The sequence below is a fragment of the Schaalia meyeri genome (genome assembly GCF_900105015.1).
In the GTDB taxonomy this organism is placed as follows: Bacteria; Actinomycetota; Actinomycetes; order Actinomycetales; family Actinomycetaceae; genus Pauljensenia; species Pauljensenia meyeri.
Map to the genome: position 1 here is coordinate 121,548 of NZ_FNLK01000008.1, position 25,168 is coordinate 146,715.

At 66.1% G+C, this 25,168-nt stretch carries 22 protein-coding genes; 9 read left to right on the forward strand and 13 right to left on the reverse strand.

Translation table 11 applies throughout. The annotated features are described in order from the left end of the window. The first annotated feature begins 11 nt into the window (after nucleotides 1–11). Nucleotides 12–845: an RDD family protein gene (locus BLT68_RS04055; protein ID WP_074632940.1), complete on the forward strand. Its 834-nt coding sequence runs from the start codon at nucleotides 12–14 to the stop codon at nucleotides 843–845. Here the strand turns inward: BLT68_RS04055 and BLT68_RS04060 are convergent. Continuing rightward, entirely contained in the window at nucleotides 842–1,300 is a 459-nt protein-coding gene (locus BLT68_RS04060) for a DUF3499 domain-containing protein (protein WP_074632942.1), read from the reverse strand. The genes BLT68_RS04055 and BLT68_RS04060 overlap by 4 nt on opposite strands. Before the next feature lie 186 nt (nucleotides 1,301–1,486). Between BLT68_RS04060 and BLT68_RS04065 the strand changes: the two genes are divergently transcribed. Then, entirely contained in the window at nucleotides 1,487–1,792 is a 306-nt protein-coding gene (locus BLT68_RS04065) for a metallopeptidase family protein (RefSeq protein WP_074632943.1), read from the forward strand. A 9-nt stretch (nucleotides 1,793–1,801) separates the two neighbouring features. Here BLT68_RS04065 and BLT68_RS04070 read toward each other — a convergent pair whose 3' ends face one another. The 3 genes from BLT68_RS04070 to BLT68_RS04080 are packed head-to-tail and all read right to left on the reverse strand — an operon-like array spanning nucleotide 1,802 to nucleotide 6,755. After that, complete coding sequence (locus BLT68_RS04070; RefSeq protein ID WP_074632945.1) at nucleotides 1,802–3,331, reverse strand: DUF5719 family protein; 1,530 nt, start codon at nucleotides 3,329–3,331, stop codon at nucleotides 1,802–1,804. Continuing rightward, complete coding sequence (locus BLT68_RS04075; RefSeq protein ID WP_074632947.1) at nucleotides 3,328–6,462, reverse strand: glycosyltransferase; 3,135 nt, start codon at nucleotides 6,460–6,462, stop codon at nucleotides 3,328–3,330. Before BLT68_RS04075 ends, BLT68_RS04070 begins: the two co-directional genes overlap by 4 nt. Continuing rightward, nucleotides 6,459–6,755: a WhiB family transcriptional regulator gene (locus tag BLT68_RS04080; protein ID WP_050695093.1), complete on the reverse strand. Its 297-nt coding sequence runs from the start codon at nucleotides 6,753–6,755 to the stop codon at nucleotides 6,459–6,461. The genes BLT68_RS04075 and BLT68_RS04080 overlap by 4 nt, the downstream gene beginning before the upstream one ends. A gap of 191 nt (nucleotides 6,756–6,946) precedes the next feature. Here BLT68_RS04080 and BLT68_RS04085 point away from each other — a divergent pair, with 191 nt between their 5' ends. Further along, on the forward strand, nucleotides 6,947–7,678 hold the full coding sequence (locus tag BLT68_RS04085; RefSeq protein WP_232618765.1) for a hypothetical protein: 732 nt from the start codon (nucleotides 6,947–6,949) through the stop codon (nucleotides 7,676–7,678). Here the strand turns inward: BLT68_RS04085 and BLT68_RS04090 are convergent, their stop codons facing one another. The 9 genes from BLT68_RS04090 to BLT68_RS04130 form a co-directional block, all read right to left on the reverse strand. Further along, nucleotides 7,679–8,644 (reverse strand): glycosyltransferase, encoded by a 966-nt coding sequence (locus tag BLT68_RS04090; protein ID WP_074632980.1) that lies wholly within the window; start codon nucleotides 8,642–8,644, stop codon nucleotides 7,679–7,681. Nucleotides 8,645–8,657: 13 nt separating this feature from the next. Then, a complete protein-coding gene (gene rfbB / locus BLT68_RS04095; RefSeq protein ID WP_050695094.1) occupies nucleotides 8,658–9,665 on the reverse strand; it encodes a dTDP-glucose 4,6-dehydratase in 1,008 nt (335 codons plus the stop codon). A gap of 159 nt (nucleotides 9,666–9,824) precedes the next feature. Beyond that, nucleotides 9,825–11,000, reverse strand: coding sequence for an ABC transporter ATP-binding protein (locus tag BLT68_RS04100; protein WP_050695095.1), 1,176 nt, complete (start codon nucleotides 10,998–11,000; stop codon nucleotides 9,825–9,827). Continuing rightward, nucleotides 11,000–11,887, reverse strand: coding sequence for an ABC transporter permease (locus tag BLT68_RS04105; protein WP_242649303.1), 888 nt, complete (start codon nucleotides 11,885–11,887; stop codon nucleotides 11,000–11,002). The genes BLT68_RS04100 and BLT68_RS04105 overlap by 1 nt, the downstream gene beginning before the upstream one ends. Before the next feature lie 83 nt (nucleotides 11,888–11,970). Continuing rightward, nucleotides 11,971–12,939, reverse strand: a complete 969-nt coding sequence (locus tag BLT68_RS04110) for a glycosyltransferase family A protein (RefSeq protein ID WP_070778129.1) — start codon at nucleotides 12,937–12,939, stop codon at nucleotides 11,971–11,973. Further along, a complete protein-coding gene (locus BLT68_RS04115; protein ID WP_050695098.1) occupies nucleotides 12,929–13,855 on the reverse strand; it encodes an NAD-dependent epimerase/dehydratase family protein in 927 nt (308 codons plus the stop codon). Before BLT68_RS04115 ends, BLT68_RS04110 begins: the two co-directional genes overlap by 11 nt. Next, complete coding sequence (locus BLT68_RS04120; protein ID WP_074632949.1) at nucleotides 13,848–15,122, reverse strand: rhamnosyltransferase WsaF family glycosyltransferase; 1,275 nt, start codon at nucleotides 15,120–15,122, stop codon at nucleotides 13,848–13,850. The genes BLT68_RS04115 and BLT68_RS04120 overlap by 8 nt, the downstream gene beginning before the upstream one ends. A gap of 78 nt (nucleotides 15,123–15,200) precedes the next feature. Continuing rightward, the gene (locus BLT68_RS04125) at nucleotides 15,201–16,358 is read right to left on the reverse strand and encodes a glycosyltransferase family 2 protein (RefSeq protein WP_083332361.1); all 1,158 of its coding nucleotides are present in this window, start codon (nucleotides 16,356–16,358) and stop codon (nucleotides 15,201–15,203) included. Beyond that, nucleotides 16,355–17,473 carry a glycosyltransferase family 4 protein gene (locus BLT68_RS04130; RefSeq protein WP_232618763.1) on the reverse strand — a complete coding sequence of 373 codons (1,119 nt, stop codon included), beginning with the start codon at nucleotides 17,471–17,473 and terminating at the stop codon, nucleotides 16,355–16,357. The genes BLT68_RS04125 and BLT68_RS04130 overlap by 4 nt, the downstream gene beginning before the upstream one ends. Before the next feature lie 95 nt (nucleotides 17,474–17,568). Here BLT68_RS04130 and BLT68_RS04135 point away from each other — a divergent pair, with 95 nt between their 5' ends. The 6 genes from BLT68_RS04135 to BLT68_RS04160 all read left to right on the forward strand — a co-directional run bounded on the left by BLT68_RS04135 (nucleotide 17,569) and on the right by BLT68_RS04160 (nucleotide 25,164). After that, nucleotides 17,569–18,714 (forward strand): glycosyltransferase family 4 protein, encoded by a 1,146-nt coding sequence (locus tag BLT68_RS04135; protein ID WP_074632950.1) that lies wholly within the window; start codon nucleotides 17,569–17,571, stop codon nucleotides 18,712–18,714. Between the two features lie 39 nt (nucleotides 18,715–18,753). Continuing rightward, entirely contained in the window at nucleotides 18,754–20,307 is a 1,554-nt protein-coding gene (locus BLT68_RS04140) for a DUF2142 domain-containing protein (RefSeq protein ID WP_083332362.1), read from the forward strand. Between the two features lie 125 nt (nucleotides 20,308–20,432). Next, nucleotides 20,433–22,268 (forward strand): phosphotransferase, encoded by a 1,836-nt coding sequence (locus BLT68_RS04145; protein WP_050695103.1) that lies wholly within the window; start codon nucleotides 20,433–20,435, stop codon nucleotides 22,266–22,268. Beyond that, nucleotides 22,265–23,239, forward strand: a complete 975-nt coding sequence (locus BLT68_RS04150) for a DMT family transporter (protein ID WP_074632952.1) — start codon at nucleotides 22,265–22,267, stop codon at nucleotides 23,237–23,239. The genes BLT68_RS04145 and BLT68_RS04150 overlap by 4 nt, the downstream gene beginning before the upstream one ends. A gap of 54 nt (nucleotides 23,240–23,293) precedes the next feature. Further along, nucleotides 23,294–24,253: a LicD family protein gene (locus BLT68_RS04155; protein ID WP_083332363.1), complete on the forward strand. Its 960-nt coding sequence runs from the start codon at nucleotides 23,294–23,296 to the stop codon at nucleotides 24,251–24,253. Between the two features lie 53 nt (nucleotides 24,254–24,306). After that, the gene (locus BLT68_RS04160; RefSeq protein ID WP_074632953.1) at nucleotides 24,307–25,164 is read left to right on the forward strand and encodes a LicD family protein; all 858 of its coding nucleotides are present in this window, start codon (nucleotides 24,307–24,309) and stop codon (nucleotides 25,162–25,164) included. The last annotated feature ends 4 nt before the right edge of the window (nucleotides 25,165–25,168 follow it).

The following is a 25,168-nucleotide window of genomic DNA, read 5'->3' on the forward strand; positions in this document are numbered from 1 at the left end:
GCGTGTCACATATGAGCGCACCACGCAGTCACACAAATGATGTTCCAGGGGACTACGTCCGCACCGGCGAGGCCGTATCCCTTGACATGACGCCGGCGTCTCCCCCGGAACGGCTCGCGGCGGCCTTCATGGACTGCACCACCTACCTCGGGGCTGCCCTGATCATCACGGTTATTGCCGCGCGAACCTGGTCGTCGGGTTCCGACTCGCTCGTGCGCGTGTTCTTTATCGGCGTGTTCTCCTCGGTCACGTTCTTCGCGCCTTTCGTCGTCGAGGTGGCCACGCGCGGACGATCTCTGGGGAAGTGGGCGATGAACCTGCGGGTCGTTCGCGACGACGGCGGAGCGATCACGGCGCGCCACAGCGCGGTTCGCGTCTCGACGGGCATCTTAGAAAACTGGCTGACCGCGGGGGGCATCGCCTGCGGCGCTGAGCTGATTAGCTCACAGGGCAAGCGCCTGGGAGACATGGCGGCGGGGACGATGGTGTGTTCTTTGGGCTCCGCTACGTTCTTCCCGCCCCTTGTGACGCCCCCCGGTCTCGAGGGGTGGGTGCGCACGGCCACGATCCTTCCCCTCGACAACGCTCTTGCCGCCGAAGCACGCGCGTTCTTAGGGGCGAACCGCTCCCTCAACAAGGATCTGCGGGCCCAGGTCGCCTTATCGCTGGCGGAGCGCTTATCGCGGCGCGTCCAGACTCCCCTGCCCGCGGGCCTCCCCCCAGAGATTGTGATTGCGGCGGTGATGGTGGCGCGCAGGAATCGGGAGTGGGAACGCGAAACGCGGCGCCGCGCGCACAGCAAGGCCCGTTTTCACGAAGCAACGCGGGCTCGTTTCGACCTCTAGGAGTTGCCCGTCGCCTCGTCGTCGGCGCCGCTCACGACGGTGAACTGCGCGCGCCTGCGCGCGTAGGGACTCGACGGGTCCAGGGGGCTGGTCGTGTCGGGGGTTCCCGCAAAGCGTGCGGGGCTAAAGGGACCGGCCTGCGCCTTGTGGGAGTCTGGGTTCGGGGACGGCGCTTCCTGAGCCTCTTCGGCAACCCTGCGCACGGCGTCAACGAGGGCGGCGAGATCGTCGCCCGACGGGGGCGCGGGCTCGAAGCTCGTCGCCAGGCGGACGACCTGCCAGCCGAGAGGGGCCGTCAGGTGTTGCGCATGTTCGTCGCACAGATCGTAGGAGTTCGGGTCGGCGACGGTCGCGAGGGGGCCGACGACAACCGTCGAGTCGCGGTAATCGTACGTGAGGGTTGCGACGGCTGCCGTTGAACAGCCGGGCTTGGAGCAGTGTCGTTGGGCAATCACGTCCCTAAGGGTACGACACTCTGCACCCGCATCGCGCGTTCCAACGCCCCTTGAGCCTAGGCTGAGGGGGTGATGCACAAGCGCCGTCATGTATCGAGTCGCGACCGTCATGGTCGCGGTCCGCGCGGTCCCCTCTTTTTCCCGGGGACCCCAGCGTGGAGGACGCGGCGTGAGGACTTCGATCTGATGGTCGGCGAGCTGGTGGCGGGGATGATTCGCCGTTGGCCGCAGGTTGCCACGATCGAGTTCGCCGTGGAGGATGTTCCCCCCTCAGACCCCGCCCCGTGGGAGTCCCATAATGTCGTCGTCGCCCGGGTTTTTCCGGCGGATCGGCGCAGGGGGCTTCGGGATCGGATCGTGGTTTATCGCCTGCCGATCACCCAGCGTTGCCCGCCAGAGGAGGTGTCCGTCGTGACGCGCCGGGTGCTGGTGGAGCGGATCAGTCACATTCTGGCGCTGCCGCCGGACGAGATCGACGATGCGCTTCGCTGAGCGCGCGGTTTAGTTGGCGGTGCGAATGTCGCCGGTGGCGGCGCTGATGCCCTCGGTTCCGACGTTCCACGTGGTGGTCATGGTGCCGACAGCGGTGTCGGCTGAGACCACGAGGGCCGCCTGAATCGGCGATTCCGCGTTGATCTGCACCGCAGCGTCGGGCGCCTCCACGAGGGTGGGGACACCGGGTGCGACGTGGATGGTCCGTCCCCCCACCCGAACGGTAACGGCTCCCGGAGTGGAGGGGGATGTGCCGCTTGACTGAGCATCCTGGGCGGGGCCGGATTGCGGGGGCGCAGGCGAGGGGGACGCCCAGATGTCGGGGGTGGGGGTAGGGTCGCCGGACTGAGCGTTATTCCGCCGGTTTTGCTTTGCCGAGACACCGGAAGTATCGGCGGGAACGTAGAGCAGGAGGCTCGCGCGAACGGTGCTCACCCCGGAGTCGGTGGCGAGGGAGGTGGCGCGTATCGGAGTCGAGGACAGCACGCGGGTGGCCATCTCCTTGAGCTGGGTGCGACCCGGAATCATCGCCTCCGTCAGGGGGGTCGAGGGGGTCGCGTTGGAGCGCATGATCCAGGCACTGGCGCGCTCGGCCCAGGGGGCGCCCAGGGTGATCGTCGTCGTCTGGGCGACGACCTCGCGATCGGATGTGACGATGAGGGCGATCGGGGTCGAGTCGCTCGAGGCGCCGTCCAGGGGCATTTCGAGGGTGGTTCCCTCCGCCACGGTCGCCTCTGCGCCGGGCAGCGCCCGCACGCCCGCTGAGTCCGCGACCGATACGCTGACGTGGGCGTCACCCGAGGGCGAGATGAGGCGCAGCAAGGAGGTTCCCCGCGGGTCCACCCCGAGGATGGTCTGGCTGGTCGCGGGCACCACCGCCGGGGCGAGCGTCGTTCCCTGGGGAACCTCGCCGTTCATCAGGGAAGCCTGTGCCCACGCGGCAACGCCTCCGCCGTCGGCGCGCACGTGCACGGCGAGGGCCGTTTCGTCCGGGAACCATCCGGCGAGCAGGACAGATGCGGATGAGGACGCCGGGACGGTCACCTGGCGCGGGGCCGCGTTGAGGGGCCCCGACGAGCCGTATCCGTCGACGCTGACGACGGAGGCCGTGGGTCCGGGGTTAGACAGGACCAGAACCATGTCGGCGCCGGAGGTGGTCGCGCCCGTTGCAATCCACTGGGAGGTGCGGGGGGCTGCACACCCGACCGCGCTGAGTCCGGCGAGCTCGCCGCCCCCCTGTCCAGCGAGTGTCAGCGCGCTCGGGATGACGCCTCCGTGCCCCGTCAGGCTGAAGGGAGCGGGGGTCGGGGCGGCGTCCAGTGAGGACCAGGTGGAGGCTGCGGCGACGTTGCTCGTATCGAAGGGGTCAACGATTCCAGACGGGCAGGCCAACTGGACCTGGGAGGGGTGGGCGCTCTGCGCGGTTCCGCCCACCGTTGAGGGAGCGGGACCAACCCACAGGGACGCCACCGCCATGACCGCCACCGCGCACCCGGCGCCCGCGGTGGTCATCAGGGAGCGGATCCTGGGGGGTATCATCTCTTCCTCCTCGATAGGGCGCTGGCCGTGGCGACGACCAGGCAGATGCCCGCGCCGATTCGCCAGGGAATGGTCCACCAGGGGCTGTATGTGACGCTCAGGTGTCCCGCCGTTGGCATGTCGAACGCCTGTGACCAGCCATCCGCCGCCTTGACGGCGGACAGTTCAACGCCGTCGACCGACGCGCGCCATCCGGAGCTGGCCCTCTCCGCGAGGATGAGGGTGCCGCTCGCGTTGACCTCGCCGTCAACGCGCAGCTGCGAGGAACCGACGGGGCTCGAAACGCCGCTGGGGGATTCGACCCGCACGAGGGAGGGCGCGACCCCTTCGGGACGAACGCGCCACACGGTACCGGAATTGGTCTCGCCCACCTTCTCCAGTCCCGCCGCCCGGTCCAGGCCCGCGGCGAGGGCCTGCGCGCCGCTGGCTCCGAGGGGGACGAGGATTGTGTCGACGCCGTGGGCGGCCAGGGTCGCCACGGTCGTGTCGTCGGGGTAGACCACCAGCGTGTAGGCTGCCTGCGCCAGCGAGGCTGTGGCGGGGTCACTCAGGGACCCGCTGGCCGCACCTGCGCGCGCTTGGGCGAGGGAGCGCGCGCGGGTCGCGGGTGAAGAATCGGTCAGGCTGACGCCCGTCCCGCGCCACAGGGCAGCATTGACGGTGCCGGTCGTCGGATCGCCGTCGAGAACGAGGACGCGTCCGGCTCGCTGCGAGCGCTGCGCCTGGGCGGCTACGGCGGAAATGATGGGGGAGGATATCGGCGAAACCGTCTCGCGCTGGGACAGGGTGTAGGTCGGGGTGGATGAGGCATCGGCGCGCGCAGCGATAGCGGAGGCAGCTGCGGCCGAGCCCGCGCCGACGAGGGTGACGGCAGCCAGGGTGGCGCACGCGCGCAGCACGAGGGGGCGCGAAGCGTCCCAGGCAAGGGGCTGGCCGGTTGCCTCCGCGCGCGCGAACCGCGTGAGGGTGAGGTTCGAAGACAAAGCGAGCAGGAGCCCGAAGGACAGGGACAGGGCGGGGGAGGTCCACGCGGAAGCGATGTATGTGCCGTGAAGCCCCACTGCGACGTGTGAGCCCGCCCAGCCGAGCGCGGCCGCGATGAGGGCGCGGCAATAGGCCGCAAAAACGGCGCGCGACCGACGCTGCACGAGCGCGATGGTCGCCAGCACCGCCACCGCGGCGCCTACGCCGCCGAGCGCAATCCCCTCCTGCAGGGACGAAGGCGCCGCTGGCATGCCCAGGATAGCGAGCCAGGAGGGCGCGCGCGTGTAGGCGTGCACTCCCCCGGCGGTGGAGGCCAGGGCGACCCAGGAGGCGGGACGTACCAGGATCGAGACATAGGTGGGGGCAAGCAGGACGGCCGCGGGCAACGCCACGACGAGGCGGCGCCTGGAGGACCACGCCAGCACAGCAGCGCCGACCGGCAGCGTCCACGGCGCGCAGCACGCCAGGACGAGGAGGGCCAGCGATGCGCAGCCTGCGTTGATGGCGCGCGGGCGCAGCGGCGCGGGCGTGACGCCGGAGGCGCCGGCGACGAGCAGCGGGCCGGGAGAACGCAGGCAATGCGCCGCAAAGATCGGCAGTGCGCAGTGAGCGAGGGTGCCCGCGAGGACGCCGTGGGTGGCGCTCATCATGAGCGCGGGGCCGAGCGACCACGCCAGGGACAGGAGGAAACGGGCGGGCAGGGACGAGGTCAGGGTCCGAGAGGGGATCCATGCGGCCATCGCCGCGATGGGGCCAGAGGCGAGAAGCAGGAATGTCGCCAGAGCCCCCGGAGTGACGCCCAGGGGGACGACCGGCGCGCTCAGGAGGGCCATGAGGATGGTCAGGGGGTCGGCGCCGCCGGCGTATCCGTCGCCGCCGGGGATCCAGGCGGACCAGGCGGCGCTCCACAGCTCGATCCACGTGGGAGGCAGATACGCCCATGCCCCACCAACGAGTCCCCCCGACGCGCCCCACCACTGCAACAGGGCGATGAGGCAGGTCGCGGCGAGCAGGCTCAGGCCCGTGGACGCGCAACGGATCCGGTAGCGCCGCATCGAGGAGCAGGCGAGCGGATCGATACGTTCTCCGCGGTCGTCTTCATCCGCTCCGGCGGGCTTTGCGCGCAGGGACGAGGGGGCGGTTTCCAGGGAGCGCAGGGAGGAGCGCGGCACGACGCGGGATTTGGCAGCCCGAGCGCGCCCGAGGAGCAGGCGCGGTGCGGCGCCGATCAGGGACAGGAGCGCGCCGAACTCGGGGAGAGCCAGGGACACGCGGCCCGTCAGGATTCGCCCGAGGGCGCGGGCGGGGGTCCACACCAGGAGCCACAGCGCCAGGAGCGGGAGGAGGAGCGCGGGCACGGCCTTGCACCAGTTGTACAGCTGCGCATAGCGTCGCCTGCGGAAGGATCCGTCGGCGGCCGACTCGGGATCCGAGGGGACCGCAGCGGTATCGATGTGGATGTCGGGGTAGAGGGAGGCGCGGGCGTGGCGCACGCGCGCGCGGGGGGCAACGACGACGCGGTAGCCGGCCAGGTGAAGGCGGCGCCCCATGTCGAGGCCGTCGCCGAAGGGACCCAGCGCGGGGTCGAAGCCCCCGACGGCCTCGTAGGCGTCGGCGCGCAGGAGGAGGCCGACGGTTCCGGCTCCCAGGACGTCGCTCGTGCCGTCGTACTGGCCCTGGTCGATGTCCCCCTCGCCGACGCATTCGAGTCTGCGGGCGCTGGCCGTCGCGAAGATTCCCAGTTCAAGGAGGCGGCTGCCGTCCCAGCTGAGCTGCTTGACGCCGACGGCCCCCACCGTTTTGCTGATGGCCGCGACCCTGGTGAGTTCGCTGAGGCACCGGGGTTCGGGCGCGCAGTCGTCGTGCAGGATCCACCACCACTGCTGCGAGGCGAAGGGGGCGCCTTGGGCGCGCGCGCGCCGGATGGCGTCGCCGAGGTTGCGCGCACGCCCGACGCGCACGAGCTCCGCGCCTTCGGGCACTCGATCGGCCGGGAAAGGGGTTACGTGACGCCCCGCGACGTCAACGATGGTAAGGGAGTGTGGGGCCACCGTTTGTTCCTCGATGGCCCGCATAACGGACTGTGTGAGCGGCGCTTCTCCCCGCGTGACCAGGATTGCGCCGACCGTGCGCTGCGTAGGACTCAACCGGCCATACGGCGCAGGCGCCGCCTCTCACGTTCGGACATGCCACCCCAGATACCAAAGCGCTCGTCGTGAGCCAACGCGTATTCGAGGCACTCTGCACGCACCTGGCAGGACTGGCAGACAGCCTTGGCCTCGCGCGTCGAACCGCCCTTTTCGGGGAAGAATGCCTCAGGATCCGTCTGGGCACACAGCGCGTGCTGCTGCCACGCCAGAGGGCCGTCAATGCGCGCATACAGCGCCGCGTCGGCGTCCTCGGACCACTCAACGGGCCCGTCACCGAAGATGTTCCACATTGCGGAGCCTCCTTATAACGAATCGATCAATAAGAGAATTACACGCGTGTCGTTGCTGGAAGTCAAGCGCATTCACGATAGTGAGACCTTTCCCGTTCCGCTTGACCCGACGGTAAAACAGTGCAGCATCCCGAAAGCTTCACAGTTACTAAGTACTTGGAGGGCATGACACCTCCGATATACTTGAAACCATGAACGATAATCTGCCGCATAATATGATCAGGCTCACTGACTGTGTCAGGCTGGTTAACGGCTGGTCAGGACCCGCTCTGACGCAGTACGGCCAGGAGCGGGTCGAACTCGGCGGCCCCGTTGTCAGCCGGTGGCTGGCAAAGATCGCGAACTACCTGACCAACGAACTTGCGACCGATCTGTTTGACACGGGGGAAGCGGCTCCCGCTCGCCTATACACTTCCCTTCAACCGTGGCAGGACGTCCTCTGGCAGGTCGCGGCGCGCGCAATGGCGTGGGAAATCCTCGGCACCCGGCGCCCCCTGCCCGGCGACCTCTTTGTGACGAACACTATAGGCCCTGAGTCCTTTAATGCCCTATTAGCGGGCGCTCACGTCCTGGCACAACCCCCCGCCTACCTCTCCTTCGCGTGGGATGGGCCACTTGACGGCGCCTTGGATTGCCTGGCGGAGATCGCCATGCAGCCCGACGCCCTCATCGTCGGTACTCCCCCCGTGCTCGCAGCAGCGAGGGACGAGGCGCTGGCGGGCTCGCGCCCCTCGGCGCCCATCGACGGCGGTCGCGTCGCGCTCCTGTGGGACGCGCATACCGGCGCGGGGCAGGTGTTGGATCAGTGGATGGCCGGCCGCTCCGTCGTCGTCATCGACCCGCGACACACCCCTCCCGATTCGCTCCCCCAGATCCTGGCCACGGAGGACGTGGATGCGGGCCTGGTGAGGTACCGGCGCTGACTACCAGACCCCCAGGACGCGCGCGGCGGCCAGCTTTATCCCCTCGATTCGGTCGCGCCTGATCTGCGGCCAGCGCAGGAAAAAACGCAGCCGGGACCCCAGCCCGCGGTCCTGAAGTTCGCCCAGGATCGCTACAAGCTCGCGGCGACGCTCGGGCTCGAAAGAACCGACCTCCAGGGCGGCGCGGGCCGTCAGGACGAATTGATTGCAGTAGAAACCGCTGCGCAGCCTGGCCATGCGAGCGTCGCGCGCTCCCGCGCCGGAGTTCGCGCCCTGCACGTTGCCCCCGTGCTGGCGGTATTCCAGGGTAGGCGACTCTCCGATCACCCACGGCAGACCGATCGATCGAGCCAGCGCGTACACGTACCAGTCGTGTACGCCAATCTCGGCGTAGTCCAGGCGAGCCAGAGCCTCCACCAAAGTGCGGTGGGCCTCGGGAGAAAATAGGTAGGTGGACCCGGGGCCGGCGGCCTCGAAGAGAAAATCCCAGGCGCGCTGGGGCTGAGACTTGCGAATGAGGCGCCGCTCCCCCACGCCGCCCCCCGGCAGGGAACGGAACGAGGTGACGTTGGAGGACACGACGAACGCTCCCGCATCGCGCATGAGGGCCAGCTGCCTCTCCAGCTTGTCCTCATGCCACACGTCGTCCTGGTCGGTGAAGGCAACGAAAGAACCGTCGGGAACGTGGGTCGTGAACAGGTGCAGGAAATTACCCGTCACCCCGGGCGGACCGTCGCGCTGGGGCAGGACTGTGATGCGAGGGTCGAGGGCCGAACGCCGCTGGAGGTGGGCGCGCGTCGCATCCGTTGAAGCGTCGTCGGATACGACGAGCGACACGTCCACGCCCACCTGGGCGAGCACGGAGTCAACCTGCTCGTCGAGCCACGCCCCGCCCTCGGCCATCCCGTTGTAGGTGGCCATGAGGACGGTGACGCGGGGACGAGGCACTCCCCCATCCGGGGTCACGCCGACCAAGGACTCAGTGCCCCTCGGCGGCGTACTTTGCCTCAACGGCCTCCTTGAGGGGAGCCCACCACGCCTCGTTGCCCGTGTACCAGGCGATCGTATCGGCCAGGCCGTCGCGGAAGTTCGTGAAGCGGGGCTGCCAACCGAGTTCGGTGACAAGCTTCGAGTTGTCGATCGCGTAGCGCAGGTCATGACCCGGGCGGTCGCTCACGTGATCAAAATCGTCGGGGGCAAAGCCCATCAACTCGTTCAAGATGGCCACGACGTCGCGGTTGTTGGTTTCGCCATCCGCGCCGATCAGGTAGGTGTCGCCGATGCGGCCCCTCATAAGAATGTCCCACACGGCCGTGTTGTGGTCGCGCACGTGGATCCAGTCGCGCACGTTCAGACCGTCGCCGTAGAGGCGGGGACGCACGCCGCGCAGACGGTTCGTGATCATGCGGGGAATGAACTTCTCAATGTGCTGATAGGGTCCGTAGTTGTTCGAGCAATTCGAGATGGTCGCCTCCACGCCGAAGGAACGCACCCACGCGCGCACCAGCAGATCCGAACCGGCCTTGGAGGAGGAGTAGGGCGAGGACGGATTATAGGGGGTGGTCGGGGTGAACTTCGCGGGGTCATCCAGCTCGAGGTCACCGTAAACCTCGTCCGTGGAGATGTGGTGGAAGCGGACCTTGTGGCGGCGCACGGCCTCCAGCAGGGTGAAGGTGCCAACCAGGTTCGTCTGGATAAAGGGCGAGGGATCGAGCAGCGAATTGTCGTTGTGCGACTCGGCAGCAAAGTGGACCACCGCGTCCGCCCCCGCAACCAGGCCGTCAACCAGGTCCGCGTCAGTGACGTCGCCCTCAACGACGGTGAGGCGCGGCGCCTGATCCTCGGGAATGTCCGCCAGGGAGGCGCGATTGCCCGCGTAGGTGAACTTGTCCAGGACCACGACGTCGACGTCCGGATGGTCCTCAAGCAGCGTGTGAACGAAATTCGCTCCGATAAAGCCGGCACCGCCGGTCACGACGATCTTCATGTATTTTCTCCTTTGAGCGCCCGCAGGCATGTCGTGGTCGTGTGTTGTCGGGCGCGCACGCGCCCGCCGCCGTCCCCATTATGCCGCAGATGCGAACGGAGTATTCACGCACGCGCTAGTTGGGGGAGGAAATGCCGCACGAACGGGAAAACCCGCGTGTCAGGCGTCCACCTCGATCGAGGAGTTCAGCGCCACGGGTCCCGACCCGATGCCGTTGCCCTGCACCACCAGATCCCACGCGCCGTCCCGTTGCGCGTAGGGTTGCCCGCCCGCGTCGTCGATCGACACGTTCATCCGGTACATCCCCTCGCCCAGGGTCAGGGTCGGAACGGTGATCATCACCGTTGCGTCTCCTTCGATAGCGGGCAGGCTCGCACCGGAATTACGCGAGTTGTAGTAGTGCAGCTTCTGCCCGAGATTCGTATCCAGAGAAAAAGCCGTCACCCAGCCCTCAATGCGCTTGGTGGCGCTGAGATCCATGCGAATACGGATGGTGTCGCCCGTCCGGGCGACGCGGATGGGTTCCCCGGCCTCGTCCACCATCGCGATGTCGCGGATGGATATCATGCCCGTTTCCTCCGTATGCACGGGAGCGGCCAGCGCATCGCGTTGGAATCCCTCGCGCAAAATGCGCACGGCATCGGACGTCGATCCGTCAAAGACAAGCTTGCCGTGATCGAGGACGACTCCTCGCGTGCACACGGACTCCACCTGCTCGGCCGAGTGGGACACCAAGACGATTGCCCGCCCCTCGGTCTGGAACTCGTGGATCTTATCCATGCACTTGCGCTGGAAGGGCTCGTCGCCGACCGCCAGCACCTCGTCCACGAGAAGAACATCCGGGTCCGAGTGGACGGCGACCGCGAACGCGAGCCGCACATACATGCCCGACGAATAGAACTTCACCTGGGTATCGATGAACTGTTCGATGCCGGAAAAGTCCACGATTTCATCGAAGCACGCTTCCGTTTCTGCGCGCGTCATCCCCAGGATCGAGGCGTTCAAAAAGACGTTCTCGCGCCCCGTGAGATCCTGGTGGAATCCGGCGCCAAGCTCCAGCAAAGCGGCCATGCGCCCGCGCGTGGTCACGCGCCCGGTCGTCGGGCGAATGATGGAACCCATAATCTTGAGCAGCGTGGACTTACCCGATCCGTTATGCCCCATCAGGCCGACGGATTCGTTGAGACGAACGTCCACGCTCACGGAGTCGAGCGCGCGAAACTTTTGGACGCGGGACCGCGAGGAACGCAGCACGCGGTCCTTCACGGAGGTGTCCCTGTGCAGCTGAAAGACCTTGGAAACGTTGTCCACTCGGACAACCTCGGGCATTGACATTACAGCTCCTGAGCGAAATTTCCCTCGAGGCGCGCGAAAACGCGGTGCGCCCCAAAGATGAGGACGAGACCGATCACGGCCGCGAGGGCCAAGCGGGTCATGAGGTGCGTGGGGCAGGGCTGATCCGCCCCCGCAGCCCACAGCGACCGCTGGAAGCCGAGAATAGCCAGCGTGATGGGGTTAGCGAGGTAGGCCTCGTGCACGATCGGATAGCTCGTGGCCAGCGCCCGCTGCACGTAGCTGTAGGAGTACACGATCGGGGAGGCCCAGAACGCCAGGAAGGTAATGACCTCGATGAGGTGCTGAATGTCGCGCATATAAACGTTGAGCGCCGACAGCGCCAGCGCGCACAGCGTCGCGTACAGGACCAGCACAATCAGGCTAAGCGGCAGGTAGGCCAGCTGGGAAACAGAGGGGACCGCCCCCGTGACACCGATCGCCACCAGCAGGACCACCAGTTGAATCGCAGAGTTGACCGCTGCGGTACCCAGGGTCGAGAGGGGAAAGATCTCGCGAGGCAGATAGACTTTCTTGATCAGCCCGGAATTGGCCACGATCGACCCGGTTCCCCCGGTCACCGCTTCGAGAAAGAAACCCCAGGCCGTCAGGCCCGTGAACACGAAAATCGCGAAGGAGGGGATGCCCCGGGAGGCCCCCAGGAACTGACCGATCACGATGAAGTAGATGAGCAGCTGGGAGAGCGGCTTGAACATCGACCACACGAACCCCAGGTTCGAGTCCTTATAGCGCGCCTTGAGCTCACGGTTGATGAGCAGACGCAAAAGCTCACGACGGTGCCAGATGTCGACAAAAGCACGCTTCGTTCCGGCCCACAGACCTCTCTTGTCCCCCAGCTCGCGCAGGGGCTCTCCCTCGATGCGCGCCACTCGCACCTCAAGGGGTGACGAAGGGGATTGTGGCGTGGTTTCAGTCATCATAACTCACTATCTCCGACCACATCGTCAGTCATTCACTGACCGTATCGCTTCAGCGGGGAACGAACGCCCCTGCGCACGCCCCTCCACTTTTGAACGTGGTAGGCGGGGTTTAAGAAGAAGCCGCTGATCTTGCGGCGCCTGCCGACCCCGCGGTCGCGGGCAAGACGCAGCGCGTCCTTCAGGATTCCCGTCGTCACCATGCGGATCACCGTGGGGATCGAGGGCATCGCGACGTCGATCCCCACCTCGCGCAGTCCCTGGGTCTCCTCGAACATGCGATCGTCATATTCGGCCACCGTCATCTCATTGGAGTGCATGACTGCGGCGCGAGGGGCGTAGGCCTTGATGTATCCGGCCGCGATGACGTCCCGCCCCAGCAGCTGGTCCTCCGCGTAGGAGACGTCGCGGTATGGGACCTCGCCGGTCAGCAAGTCCTTGCGGGCCGCGGAGTTCACGTCGGAATAGAAGGTAACGGCGTTTCTTACGCCCTCGTCCTGGATGAAGTCGTCGTCGTAGAACAGCGTGGTCCCAAAGCCCGGTCCGAACCCATTGAACACGCCCTTGATCTCGTATCGCAGCAGAGGAAAGGCATCGGGCCGGGGAATCTGCGATCCCATGACGGCGACGATTCGATCGGAAATCGCGAACGGCGCGGTGATCTCGTGCAGCCACCTGTCCGAGGCCGGGGTGGCGTCGTGCGTCAGGTAGGCAACGATGCGTCCCTTCGCCAGGTGCGCCCCGAGATTGCGGGTCTTGCCGTGCCCGAACTCGCTGTTTGGGATCTGGTGGAGGCGCACACCCGGATACTTCGCGACAATGTCCAAAGTGGAGTCGGTGGAACCTGAGTCGATGACGACGATCTCGTAGGTACCGTCGAAGCGCTGGCTGGTCAAAGAGGCGAGGATCTCGTCAATATGCCGCTCACCGTTGTACGTCAGGATGACCACGCTCGCGTCCAGGGTGGCGTCTTGTCCGTCAACGAAGTGGGTCTCAGTGGCCATGTGCTTGGATCTCCTGCCATGTTTTCGTGATCCCTTCGTCGAGCGGCGTCATCTCGAAAGGACCGAACTCTGCGTTCACGCGTTCCGTATTGAGGACGGATCCGTGCACGTAGGTTGAGGGGGTGGGAACGTGTTGAATCTCCGGGTTCGTCCCGGTAACTCGCCCGATGGAAGCGACAATCTGAGCGACGCTGGTGCCGTGTCCCGAGCCGATGTTGTAGATCGACCGGGTCGCACCCCGCTGGATCATGGTCGACACGATGGAGGCGAAGTCGCCCACGTAGATATAGTCGCGGAACATGCTCCCATCGCCCATGACGGTCAGCGGCTCGCCGCCCAGGACATGCCGCAGGAAAATGGGGATGATGCCCTGTCGCTTGTGCGGATTTTGCCTGGTTCCATACGGATTGGAGATGCGCAGGGAGGTCGAGTTCAGCCCGAACTTACGCGCAAAGAAACGCATGTAGTTTTCGATGGTGAGTTTGCCGATCCCATAGGGGGAAACCGGAAGCGTGGGGTCGTCCTCGTGGTAGCTGACCTTGTCCTGGTCGCCGTAGATCGTGCCGCCGCTGGAGGCGAAGTACACGTGCTGCACCCCAGCGTCCACGCACGCGCGGAAGAGGTCAATGCTGCCCTGGATATTCGTGCGCACGTCCAGCGTGGGGTCGTTCTCCGCCGTCGCAGGGTCCGTCGTCGAGAGCATGTGCACGACGATGTCCATCCCGCAAACGGCGCGCGATACGTCGTCGCGGTTGAGGAAGTTACCGTCGAAGGCCTCGACGCCGCGAGCGCTCCAGTGGGTTCCGTTGCCGAACATATCGAAGGCGCGGATCGTCGTCGCGTCGCCCTGCGCGAGCGCGTCGACCAGGTGAGAGCCGAGGAACCCGTTTCCTCCAACCACCAAAATCTTAGACATGCATGGCCTCCGCAAAGTCTGAGACGAACCGCCTGCCCGAGTCCTCCCAGCTGAGGGACTTCACCGAGGCCGCGGCGCGACGCGAGAGCTCCACCTGGTCGGACGCGTCAACGATGCGGATCAGCTCTGTTGCCAGGGCGCCGGGCGACAGGGGCACGTAATCGATATTGGGGTTGTCTGCGACCAGCCTGTTGTTGGGGCCATCGTTGACGACCGGGATCGTCCCGCAGGACAGCAACTCGAGGGGCAGCAGCGACAGATTCGTCAGCGACATGACGAGGGCGGCGGCGCACTGGTTGTACAGCGGGGAAAGTTCCTCGAGTTTCATGGCCCCGTGATTCACATAGTCGAAGGGGACCTTCCAGTCCGAGACATCCCATCCCGCCATGTGGATGCGGATGTCGGGGCGGCGCTTCTTGACGTCGGCCAGCACAATGCACCCCAGTTCGAAGCCGCGGCGCATGGTGACCGGACGAGAGTAGAAGAAGAGGTCTTTGCGCCGCGCATCGTTCGTGCGCTGATAGAGCGACAGGTCCGTTGCGAAGTCAAAGGGGTGGGTCGTCATCCCGTAGTCATCGTGCAGCCTCTTAGCCAGCCACTTGCCCGCCGTGAACGCCTCGAAACCGAAGCGGTAGGTGTTTTCGGCGAGCTGATTCTCCGATCCGACGGGGTAGAAGGACGGTTCGAAGTCCTGCACGAAGTAGAAGCGCCGAGCGTTGGAGGGGTCGAGGTAGGCGGGGTAGGCGGTCTCCCACCCCGTCGCAAAGATGGCGTCGACGTCCGATCCCACCCCGACCGGCGGGTCGTAGAGGGCGTAGCTGGCTTTCAGGGACGGATAGGCGCTGGAACGCTCCACCATGTCGCGCACGCGCTGGGCATCGACGGGAATCTTTTGCGCCCAATACAGGAATATCTTCACGCGGTGCCCAGCGGCCTCCAGATAGGACAGGAAGCGGAAGATGTTCTGGTGTCCTCCCGAGGACTCTCCGGGAGGTGACATGATCCACGCTGTCGTGTAGGGTCCCTCGCCGACGGCGCGCGGCTCGGTCTTCCAATGAGGTTCGCTCGCCCAGTCCAGCGCGGCCGCGTCAGAGAATTTAACGAGCATCTCCAGGGGGATGCTGCCCTTGCCTTTTCCCTTGCCGGAGTTCGCGATCTGGTTGCCCATGCCCTGCAGGAGCCGGGCGGTGGTCATGCGCACCCCGTGACGTCTGAGGTAGGAGGTGCCCTTCACGACCTTACGCACCAGAGGATTCGTCTGTGTCATGCTCGCCAGTTTAGCGGCTAACGGAACCATACTCGGATGAGGGAGGCCCCAAGGTGCTGGGCGACGCTGTATCTTTACTCACTTTCCCCCGCCGCGCGCTTGCGGACCGCATTTCCTGACGCGCCGCAGGGCTCGCCTGCGCAGCGCGGCGGGGAGGGCCGCGATCCCCTGGGCGACGCCGCGGGAAGCCGGGCCACTAAAACCTGCGCGCGCGGCTCGGCCCAGGGAACGGGCCAGCGCCCTGGCGAACACGCGCCAGGGGGCGTGCTCGGCTGCCACGATCAGGCGGTTGCGCGCGTTGACGCGCGCAAACATGGGCGAGGCGGCATCCGAGGAGGCGGCGTGCTCGTGATCGGCGATGGCGTCGCGCACAAAGCGCACGCCGTATCCGGCTTCGCGCAGCTTGTAGGACAGGTCCGTGTCTTCGTAGTACATGAACAGGTCGGCGCGCATCCCGCCGACCCTATCCCAGGCGTCGCGCCGGATCGCGCACGCTCCCCCGCATACGCCGAACACGTCGGCGGGTGCGCTGAGCAGCGACGCCTCCTTCAGCCAGTCTCTGTCCTGCCCATTTCCGGACGCGTCCACCACGTTGCCGGTCGAGTTAACGAGGACCACCCCCTCCCCCGCCTCGGCCTCGGCCTCGCTGACCCGCACCCAGCGTTGACGCCCCTTCCCGCTCAACGCGTTAGCCTCGTCTTCGCGCGCGGGTCGGTACCTCCCGGCCAGGAGGAGTAGCGCGGTGGTGGCTCCCACCGCGGGGTCGCGCAGCGGCGTGAGGAGCGCGTCCAAAAATCCGTCGCGAGCCGTGGCGTCGTTATTGAGCAGGACCAGGGCGTCCTCGCCCATCCCGCGCGCGCCCGCCATGACGCCGGCTCCGAATCCGCCATTCTCTCCCGCGTCGAGAACCTCAACCTGCCCGCATTCGGCGATTGCCGCACCCTCCAGCTGCCCGTCTTTTTCCGTGTCTCCCCATTCGCCGCACCCTCCCGCGAGCGCGCGCAGCCCGGGCGCCTCGGCGCGCATGGCACTCAGTGAGCCGTCACCCGAACCGTTGTCGACCAGGACGAGGCGGTCGCCGGGGGCCAGCTGGGGAGCGATGGAATGTGCTGCCCGCAGGGTCAGGGCCGCGTTCTTCCAATTGACCAGGACGATGCGCGCGCTGGGGCGCGCGGCTCCCGGGGACGGGCAGGACGCCGTCACTCGCGGAGCGTTCGCTCCGGGCGGGGGGGTCATCGCGCGCCTGCCAGGGATTCGTACAGGCGGGCGTGGGAGGCGGCCGAGGACTCCCACGTGAAGTCGCGGGCGTGCTCGCGTCCAGCCGCGCTCAGGCGATCGTGATCGGGGCCTGCGGCGGCTTGAAGCGCCTCGGCCAGGGCGTGGGGGTCGGTGGCAGGTGCCAGCAGTCCCGCGTCGGCCCCGGTAATCTCCGCCATGCAGGTGCCTTCGCTGGTGACGACGGGGGTCCCGTGTGCCATGGCTTCGAGGACGGGCAGGCCAAAACCCTCCCAGATGGAGGGGAAGGTAAAGACGCGCGCTCCGGCGTAGGCGCACGCCAGGTCTTCGTCGTCCAAGCGTCCCAGGACGTGGACGCGGGAGGCGGGCAGGTCCGCCTCGGTGGGATCCTCCCCCCACCCCGCGGGTCCCACGAGGACCAGGTCCAGCTCCGTGGTGGGGGCCAGTGCGCGGTATGCCTGAATCAGGGTGGGCAGGTTCTTGCGGGGTTCGCGGGTCCCGACCCACAGGATGTACGGGCGGTTCAGGGTGTGGCGGGCGCGAAATGCCTCGACCTGCTGGTGGGTGACGGGCGTGTGCGTCAGGCCGTGAGGGATGACGCTGATGAGGTCCTCATCGATTCCGGCTTCCACGCAGTCTGCGGCCGTCGCCTGGGAGGGGACGATGACGGCGTCGGCGTGCTTCTTCGTCGCCGCCAAGGCGCGACGAAAGTAGGCGGCCCCGTGGGCGGTGAAATGGCTCGCCTCGCGCAGGAAAGCGACATCGTGGACGGTGACAATCAGGGGTCGAGACGTTGGGGGAATCGCCCAGGTCGTCGCGTGAACCACGTCGGCTCCCCGGCCCGATCCCGCTCCCAGCACTCGATCCACGCCGGGGATCCCCAGCCGATCCCACGCGGCGTACAGCGCGCGGCGCGGCAGGGCGCAGCTGCGCACGGGGATGGACAGGCCAACCTGCTCCGGCCGCTCTGCTCCCCTCCCGTGGCGCGCAGCGATACCGATGGCGTTTACTCCCTGGGCGGCCAGGCGCGAGGCGACCTCCACGATGTAGCGCCCCGACCCGCCGGGCACGCTCTGCCACATCTGCTCCACAACCATTCCGACGCGCACGCTCATGCCCTCACAATAGTGGACGCGACGGTCTCGTCGGAGGTCGCGCGCGCATCATGCCCTACAATGAGGGAAATCCATCGCCACGACCGGGGACCGTCATGCCTGTTTCTCTCTCCTCCACACCAATCCGCGTCCTGATGGACGCCACCGCGATTCCCGCGAACCTGGGGGGTGTGGGACGCTACGTGGATGATCTGGTACCCGAACTGGAAAACCAGGGCGTGAAACTGACGATGGCCGTGCAGGAGCGCGACGCGGAACACTTCGCCAGGCGCTTGCCATCCGCTCGCATCATTCCCATTTCCCCGCGCTTCGAATCGCGCCCGACGCGCATGGCGTGGGAGCAGACGGGCCTCCCCTCCCTCGTTCGCAAGGTTCGCCCCGACGTCCTTCACTCCCCGCACTACACGTCGCCGCAGTTCCCGGGCGCGCCTGTCGTCATCACCCTGCACGACGCGACTTTCTTCTCTCACCCCCAGGCCCACTCGCGCCTGAAGCAACGCTTCTTCACGTACGCCATCCGGCGGGCGATCCGCCGCGCCTCGGCGCTGGTGGTCCCATCTGAGGCAACGCGCGACGAGACGATCAAGTACGCGGGCGGGGACGCCTCCCAGTTCTACGTCGCCTATCACGGGGTGGACCGGGCGATCTTCCACCCGGTGGATGACGCCGAGCGCGAGCGCGTGAAGGAATCCCTCGGGCTGGCGGGGCGAGACTACATCGGTTTCCTGGGCACGCTGGAGCCCCGTAAGAACGTCCCGAACCTGGTACGAGGATGGGTGAAGGCCGTGTCCGAGCGCCCGGATCCCCCCGCCCTGGTCCTGGCCGGCGGAAAGGGGTGGGACGAGGACATCGACCCGGCCCTGGCCTCGGTCCCCCATCAACTGACGGTGCTGCGCCCCGGCTACCTGCCCCTGGAGGACCTGCCCGGTTTCCTGTCGGGTTGTCTCGTCCTGGCCTACCCGTCGATCGCGGAGGGCTTCGGGCTGCCCGTCCTGGAAGCCATGAGCTGTGGAGCCGCGACGCTGACGACTCGCCTGACCTCCCTGCCCGAGGTTGGCGGGGACGCCGTGGAGTACTGCGACACGGACCCCGATTCCATCGCCCACGCGCTGGCCGCCCTGCTGGAGGCCCCGGCGCGGCGCGCCGAATTGAGTGAGGCCGCTATCCAGCGCGCGAGCGAGTTCACGTGGGAACGCGCTGCCCAAGTCCACGCACAGGCCTACCGCGCGGCCGCCGCCTGACCAATCCCCATCACACAGATAGCACGAGGAAAGAACTCCATGGCCCCCGCCGATCTTCCCAGCAGTGACACCGAGGAAAAAACCACCATCCTCTCCCGCATCCGCTTTCGTCCAACGCGCCGCCAGTGGCGAATCCTCGCCGTCATCGCCCTCATCGCCTCCGTGTTCGGGACGGGCGTGGCGTGGGCCGTTTCCTCACCGATTGGCGCCTCACCGGACGACGACTATCACCTGGGGTCCATATGGTGCACTCCCCCGCTGTCCAAATCGGGATGCGCGACGGGATACACGGACAAGAACACGTACGGCCCTATCGTTCCCGAAACGATCGCATCAAACCACGTTGCGTGCTACGCGTTTCACGGGCAGGATTCCGCCGCCTGCGTCAATAAGCTCTCCGACGAACGCTCGGTCGTGACCGACCGCTGGGATGACGGAAACTACCCGTGGGGTTACTACCAGTTCCACCACCACTTCATCTCTCATAACACGCACCGCGCAGCCCTGGTCATGCGCGTCATCAATCTGAGCATCGCCCTGATCCTGCTCGGGAGCATCGGCGCACTCATGCCGCCTTTCCTGCGTCGCGGCTACGTTCTGGCGATGCTGGCCGCCTGGACTCCCATGGGGATCTACTTCATCGCCTCGAACAATCCCTCGTCGTGGGCGTTCAGCGGCGTCCTTGCCTTCGCCGCGGGATTGTGGTCCGCCACCCACACCGACGGCTGGCGCCGGTGGGCTCTGATGGGCACGGCCGCGGTGGGCGCGCTCCTGGCGTGCACGTCACGCGCAGATTCGGCGTTCTTCCTTTTCGTCGTCTCCATGGCCCTGGTTTTCGCGGTTCGCTGGCGACGCAACCGTTGGCCCGAGGGGGTGCTCGCGGCTGTTTCGTCCGTCGTCGGCATTCTCGTCATGAATTCCACGAGCATGGCTTCCAACAACCTGACGTCGACGAATGCCGCCAAGATGTCCTTCATTCAGGCGCTCGCGGCAAATCTGCATTCCCTCCCCCAGTTCTTTTCCGGCTTCTACGGGTATCGCTGGGGACCGGGATGGATGGACGTGTCCTACGACGGCTCCGTGTCGACGGTTGGCCTCCTTGTCAGCGGCGCCGTGATTATCGCCAGCGCGCGATGCTGGTCATGGCGCAAGGCGATGACCGCGCTGATGGTGGTGGGGGCGATGGCGGGGGTCCCCACGGCCCTGGGCATTCTCCAGAGGTTCAACAACGTAATTGACTACCAGCCCCGCTACATGATGCCGCTGCTGGCTGTGTTCTTCTTCTTTATGCTCACGATGGATCGACGCGATCGCACTCTCACGCGCCCGCAGGCATCCACGCTCGGGGTTCTGCTGGGCGGGATGCACTTCTACGCCCTGTTTGTGCTGCTGCTGCGCTACACGCACGGTTCCGCGGCGACTAACACTCTCAACCTGAGCAAGACGGCGGCGTGGTGGTGGAAAAACGCGCCGATCGGCCCGAACATGGTGTGTTTAATCGGCTCCGTTTCCTTTATCGCAGCCCTGGCTCTCTCTCTGCTTTTAACGCGCGAGGAGCCGCTGGGGCGGGGAAGCGCCGCGGCTGAGGCTTGACTGCTCGGGGCCGAGGAGACGCGGATTCTGCGAGACAGCAACACCCTGCGTTCACAAAATGAACAAAAGGTGCTAAGCTCGAACACGCAGTAATCAAACCGTCGAATGAACGAAAGGGGGAGAGCATGCCTCCCTCCACCACAGGCCCCCTCACCGAGCCCCAGTTCAACATCCTCTCCGCTCTGCTCGAGAGGGAGCGCCCGCTGACCCAGCGCACCCTGTCAGAGGTCACCGGCATGAGCCTGGGTCGCGTCAACACCGCGACCCGCGAATGCGAAGCCCTGGGATACATCAACGATCGCGCGATCACGCGGTCCGGCCGCGAGGCCCTGGACCCCTACCGCGTCACGGGCGCCGTCATCATGGCCGCCGGCACGTCCTCCCGCTTCGCCCCCATCAGCTACGAACGCCCCAAGGGCACGCTCAAGGTGCGCGGAGAAATACTGGTCGAACGCCAGATCCGTCAGCTCCACGAAGCCGGTATCACCAACATCACGATGGTGGTCGGCTACAAAAAGGAGTACTTCTTCTACCTCGCGGATAAGTACGGGGTCACCATCGTCGTCAACCGCGAATACGCCACCCGCAACAACAATGGCTCCCTGTGGCTCGTGAAGGATCTCCTGGACAACACCTACGTGTGCTCCTCCGATGACTACTTCACGACCAATCCCTTTGAGCCCTACGTGTACAAGGCCTACTACTCGGCGAACTTCGTCAAGGGGCCCACGCCCGAGTGGTGCATCAAGGTGGGCCCTGCCGACAGGATTACGGGCGCGACCGTGGGCGGCGCTGACGCGTGGGTCATGCTCGGTCACGTCTACTTTGACCGCGCCTTCTCCGAGCAATTCCGTGCCGTCTTGGAGCGCGTGTACTCGCTCCCGGAGACCGCGTCGAAGCTGTGGGAGGCCATCTACCTGGACCACATCAAGGCATTCGACATGGTGATCCGCCGATACCCGGAAGGCGTCATCCACGAGTTTGATTCGGTCGATGAGCTGCGCAGCTTCGATCCCCTGTTCATGGAGAACGTCGACTCGGAGGTCTTCGATCACATCGCCGCTACGCTTCACTGCGCGAAGTCGGACATCCGCGACTTCTATCCGCTTAAGCAGGGCATCACGAACCTGTCGTGCCACTTCGCTGTGGGCGACGCCGAGTACGTGTATCGCCATCCCGGCATCGGCACCGAAAAGATCGTGAACCGCGGCGCCGAATTCGCGGCCCTGCGGCTGGCAGCAAAGCTGGGCATTGACGACACCTTCGTCGCGGGCGACCCGGGATCCGGCTGGAAGATCTCACACTTTGTGTGCGGCGTTCGCAACCTGGACGTCACCAGGGACGAGGAACTTCGCTCTGCCATGGAAATGGACCGCGCGCTGCACTCCTCGGGGCAGGTCCTTGATCGCTGCTTCGATTTCATCGCGGAGGCCGACCGCTACGAGGGGCTGCTCAAGCAGTTCGGACCGATTGACGTGCCCGGCTTTGAGGAGCTTCGCGATAAGGTGGCGCGCCTGAAGGCATTCGCCGACGCCGACGGCTTTGAGGTGGTGCCCTCCCACAACGATTTCTTCCCGCCCAACTTCCTGGTGGCGCCCGACGGCGCGATCAGTCTGATCGACTGGGAGTACGCGGGCATGTCGGACGTGGCAGCAGACTTCGGCACGATGGTCGTGTGTACGCCCGAGATGACCCGCGAGCGCGCACGGGCCGCCCTGGAGTTTTACCTGGGCCGCGTACCGACCCAGCACGAGGAGCGCCACTTCTTCGCCTACGAGGTCTTTGCGGGGTGGTGCTGGTACGTGTGGGCGCTGGTCAAAGAGGCCGAGGGGGACGACGTGGGCGAGTGGCTCTACACCTACTACTCGCACGCGACGCGCACGCTTGATGCCCTGCTCGCCTCGTACGAGGCCTCCTCCAGCCCTCGCGACACCGCTCCTCGAGGGGGTGAATCGGCATGATTACACGCCACGGAGGTAAGCGCTTTGGCATCTTTTCGGGCGCCCTGTGGGGCCTGGATACGGTGGTTCTGGCGATCGCTCTGGCGATGACGCCCTTTGCCTCGTTCGGGCAGTCGGCGCTGGCCGGGGCGGTCCTGCACGACGTCGCGTGCGCCCTGATCCTGCTGGCGTACATGGCGATTCGCGGGCGCCTGACGGACACGGTTCGGGCGCTGCGCACCCGGCCGGGGCGCGCGGTGATTGCGGCGGCCCTGCTGGGAGGCCCATTCGGCATGAGCGGGTACCTGATTGCGATCGATAACATCGGACCGGGTCCAACCGCCATCATTTCGACGTTCTATCCTGCCCTGGGGACCCTGTTGGCCTTCGTCCTCCTCAAGGAACGCATGGCGCCGCGCCAGATCATGGCTCTGCTGGTGGCCCTGGCTGCGATCGTGGCGACCGGTTGGTCGGCGACCTCGGAGTCGGTCGAGGGCGGTAACGCCATCCTGGGTGTCGCGGGCGCATTGGCGTGCGTCATCGGGTGGGGGTCCGAGGCCGTCATCCTCACGTGGGGCATGCGCGACGAGGCCGTGGATAACGAGGTGGCCCTGCAGATCCGCGAATCGACTTCTGCTCTGGTCTATCTCTTTGTCGTCGCGCCCATCACCGGTGTTTTCGGCTTCACGCTGCACGCCCTGGGTCACCTGTCAGCGGGCGTGGCGCTGCTCGCCGGCCTGGCGGGGACGGCCTCGTACCTGTTCTATTACAAGGCCCTGTCGTTGATCGGCGCGTCGCGCGGCATGACGCTGAATATCTCGTATTCGGCGTGGGCGGTCATCTTCGCTCTCGCGCTGCAGGGAACGGTGCCCACCGCGTTCCAGGTCCTGTGCTGCGTCGTCATCCTGGTGGGGACGATCCTGGCGGCGACCTCCTCGTGGGGTGAGCTGCTTCCCAAGCGCACGGCTACCGTCAGCGATGACCAGCCGTGAGACAATGGCTGGTGGGCGCGCGTGCGCCCACCAGCCACCCCACCCGGAGGACTTATGACAACACCCCGCAGTGACCTGCGTAAGCTCCACATGCTGCTGACCTTCATCCTGGCCGAGTTTGATCGGGTGTGCTCACAGATCGGCGTCACCTATGCGCTCTACGGCGGCAGCACGATCGGGGCGGTCCGCCACGGCGGTTTCATCCCGTGGGACGACGACATCGACGTCTTCATGATTCGTCAGGACTACGAACGCTTCCTGCGTGAGGCCCCCGATCTCCTGGCCCAGGGGTTCCGCATCGACAATCAGCGGACGGTGCCCCGCTACCATCTATTGTTTTCCAAGCTCGGCCTGGACGGGACCGTGTTTCTCTCTCAGGGGGAGGTTAACCCCGACTACACCCCTCCGATTTTCCTGGATATTTTCCCGCTGGACGCTGTTCCCAGCGATCAGCGTCGCTTCCGTGCGATGCGCCGCCGGACCTGGTGGTGGGGGCGCCTGCTGTTCCTGTCGGGCATTCCGACGCCGAAACTGCCGGACATGGCGCCGTGGAAGCGATCCCTGGTGCACGCGGTCACGCGAACGGCGAACGTGGCGTTGCGGGCCTGCCGCCTGTCCCCCGTCGCGCTGTATGAACGCTGGGAGAAGGCGGCCCGGTCGGCCGAAGACGAAGCGACGGACACCTACACGGACTTCACGATGCGCGACCCGCAGAACTGGATCGTTCGCCGCGACGAGTTGCTGCCGACGCGCCGCGTTCCTTTTGAGGCTATCGAGGCCCCGGTCCCCCGCGACGTGGAGGCGTTGCTGACGCGAGGCTACGGCGACTACATGCGGATTCCTGACCCTGCCGACCGCCTCACCCACCTGCCAGAAAAGATCCTCTTTGGCAGCTACGATCCCGACCGGGGAGGCGTCCCGGACCTCCTGGCACCCCGCGACCCGGCGGATTCGTCCCCCGGGGACGCGAACACGACCACGCACACGGCTACCGTCAGCGACGACCAGCCGTGAGACAATGACGGGTGGGCGCGCACCCACCAGCTATCATCCACAGTGGAGGACTTATGGCGACACCCCAGAGCGACCTGGCCAAAGTGCAGAAGCTTCTGACGTTGATCCTGGCCGAACTCGATCGTGTCTGTCAGCTCATCGGGGTTTCCTACGCGATCTACGGAGGCACCGCTATCGGCGCGATTCGCCACGGCGGTTTCATCCCGTGGGACGACGACATCGACGTGATGATGACGCGCACCGACTACGAGCGCTTTCTCGTTCAGGCGCCCCAGCACATGGATGAGCGCTTCCGCTTGGACAACACCCGCACGCGCGACGACTTTCCGTTCATGTTCACGAAGATGGTGATACCCGGGACCCTGCTCGTCCCAGAAGCGGCCCGTGATTCGACGTATCGGATGCCGTTTTTCCTCGACATTCTCCCCCTGGATGAAATTCCCTCCGACGAGGAGGCTTTCCGTGCGATGTCTCGCGCGTCCTGGTGGTGGGGGCGCCTGCTGTTCCTGCAGGGAACTGCTCGCCCCTACCTCATCAATCCGCCCGCATGGAAAAAAGCCCTGATTTATTCGGCGACGACTGTGGCGCATCTGGGGCTCAAGGCGCTTCGCGCAACCCCGCGCAGCCTGCAGGCCCGCTGGGAACGTGCCGTTCGTCGTTACGAGGGGGCGGGGACGGGAGTGTACGCCGACTTTACGATGCGTGACCCGCAGCATTGGATCGTGCGTGAGGAGGAGTTTTTCCCCACCCGCCGGGTTCCCTTCGAGGATATTACCGTGATGATCCAGCATAGCTACGACGCCCTGCTACGCCGGGGGTACGGTGACTACATGCAGTTGCCACCGCCGGACAAGCGCTACAACCACGCCCCCGCCGTCGTTGATTTCGGCCCGTACGAGTCCATCCTGTAATCCG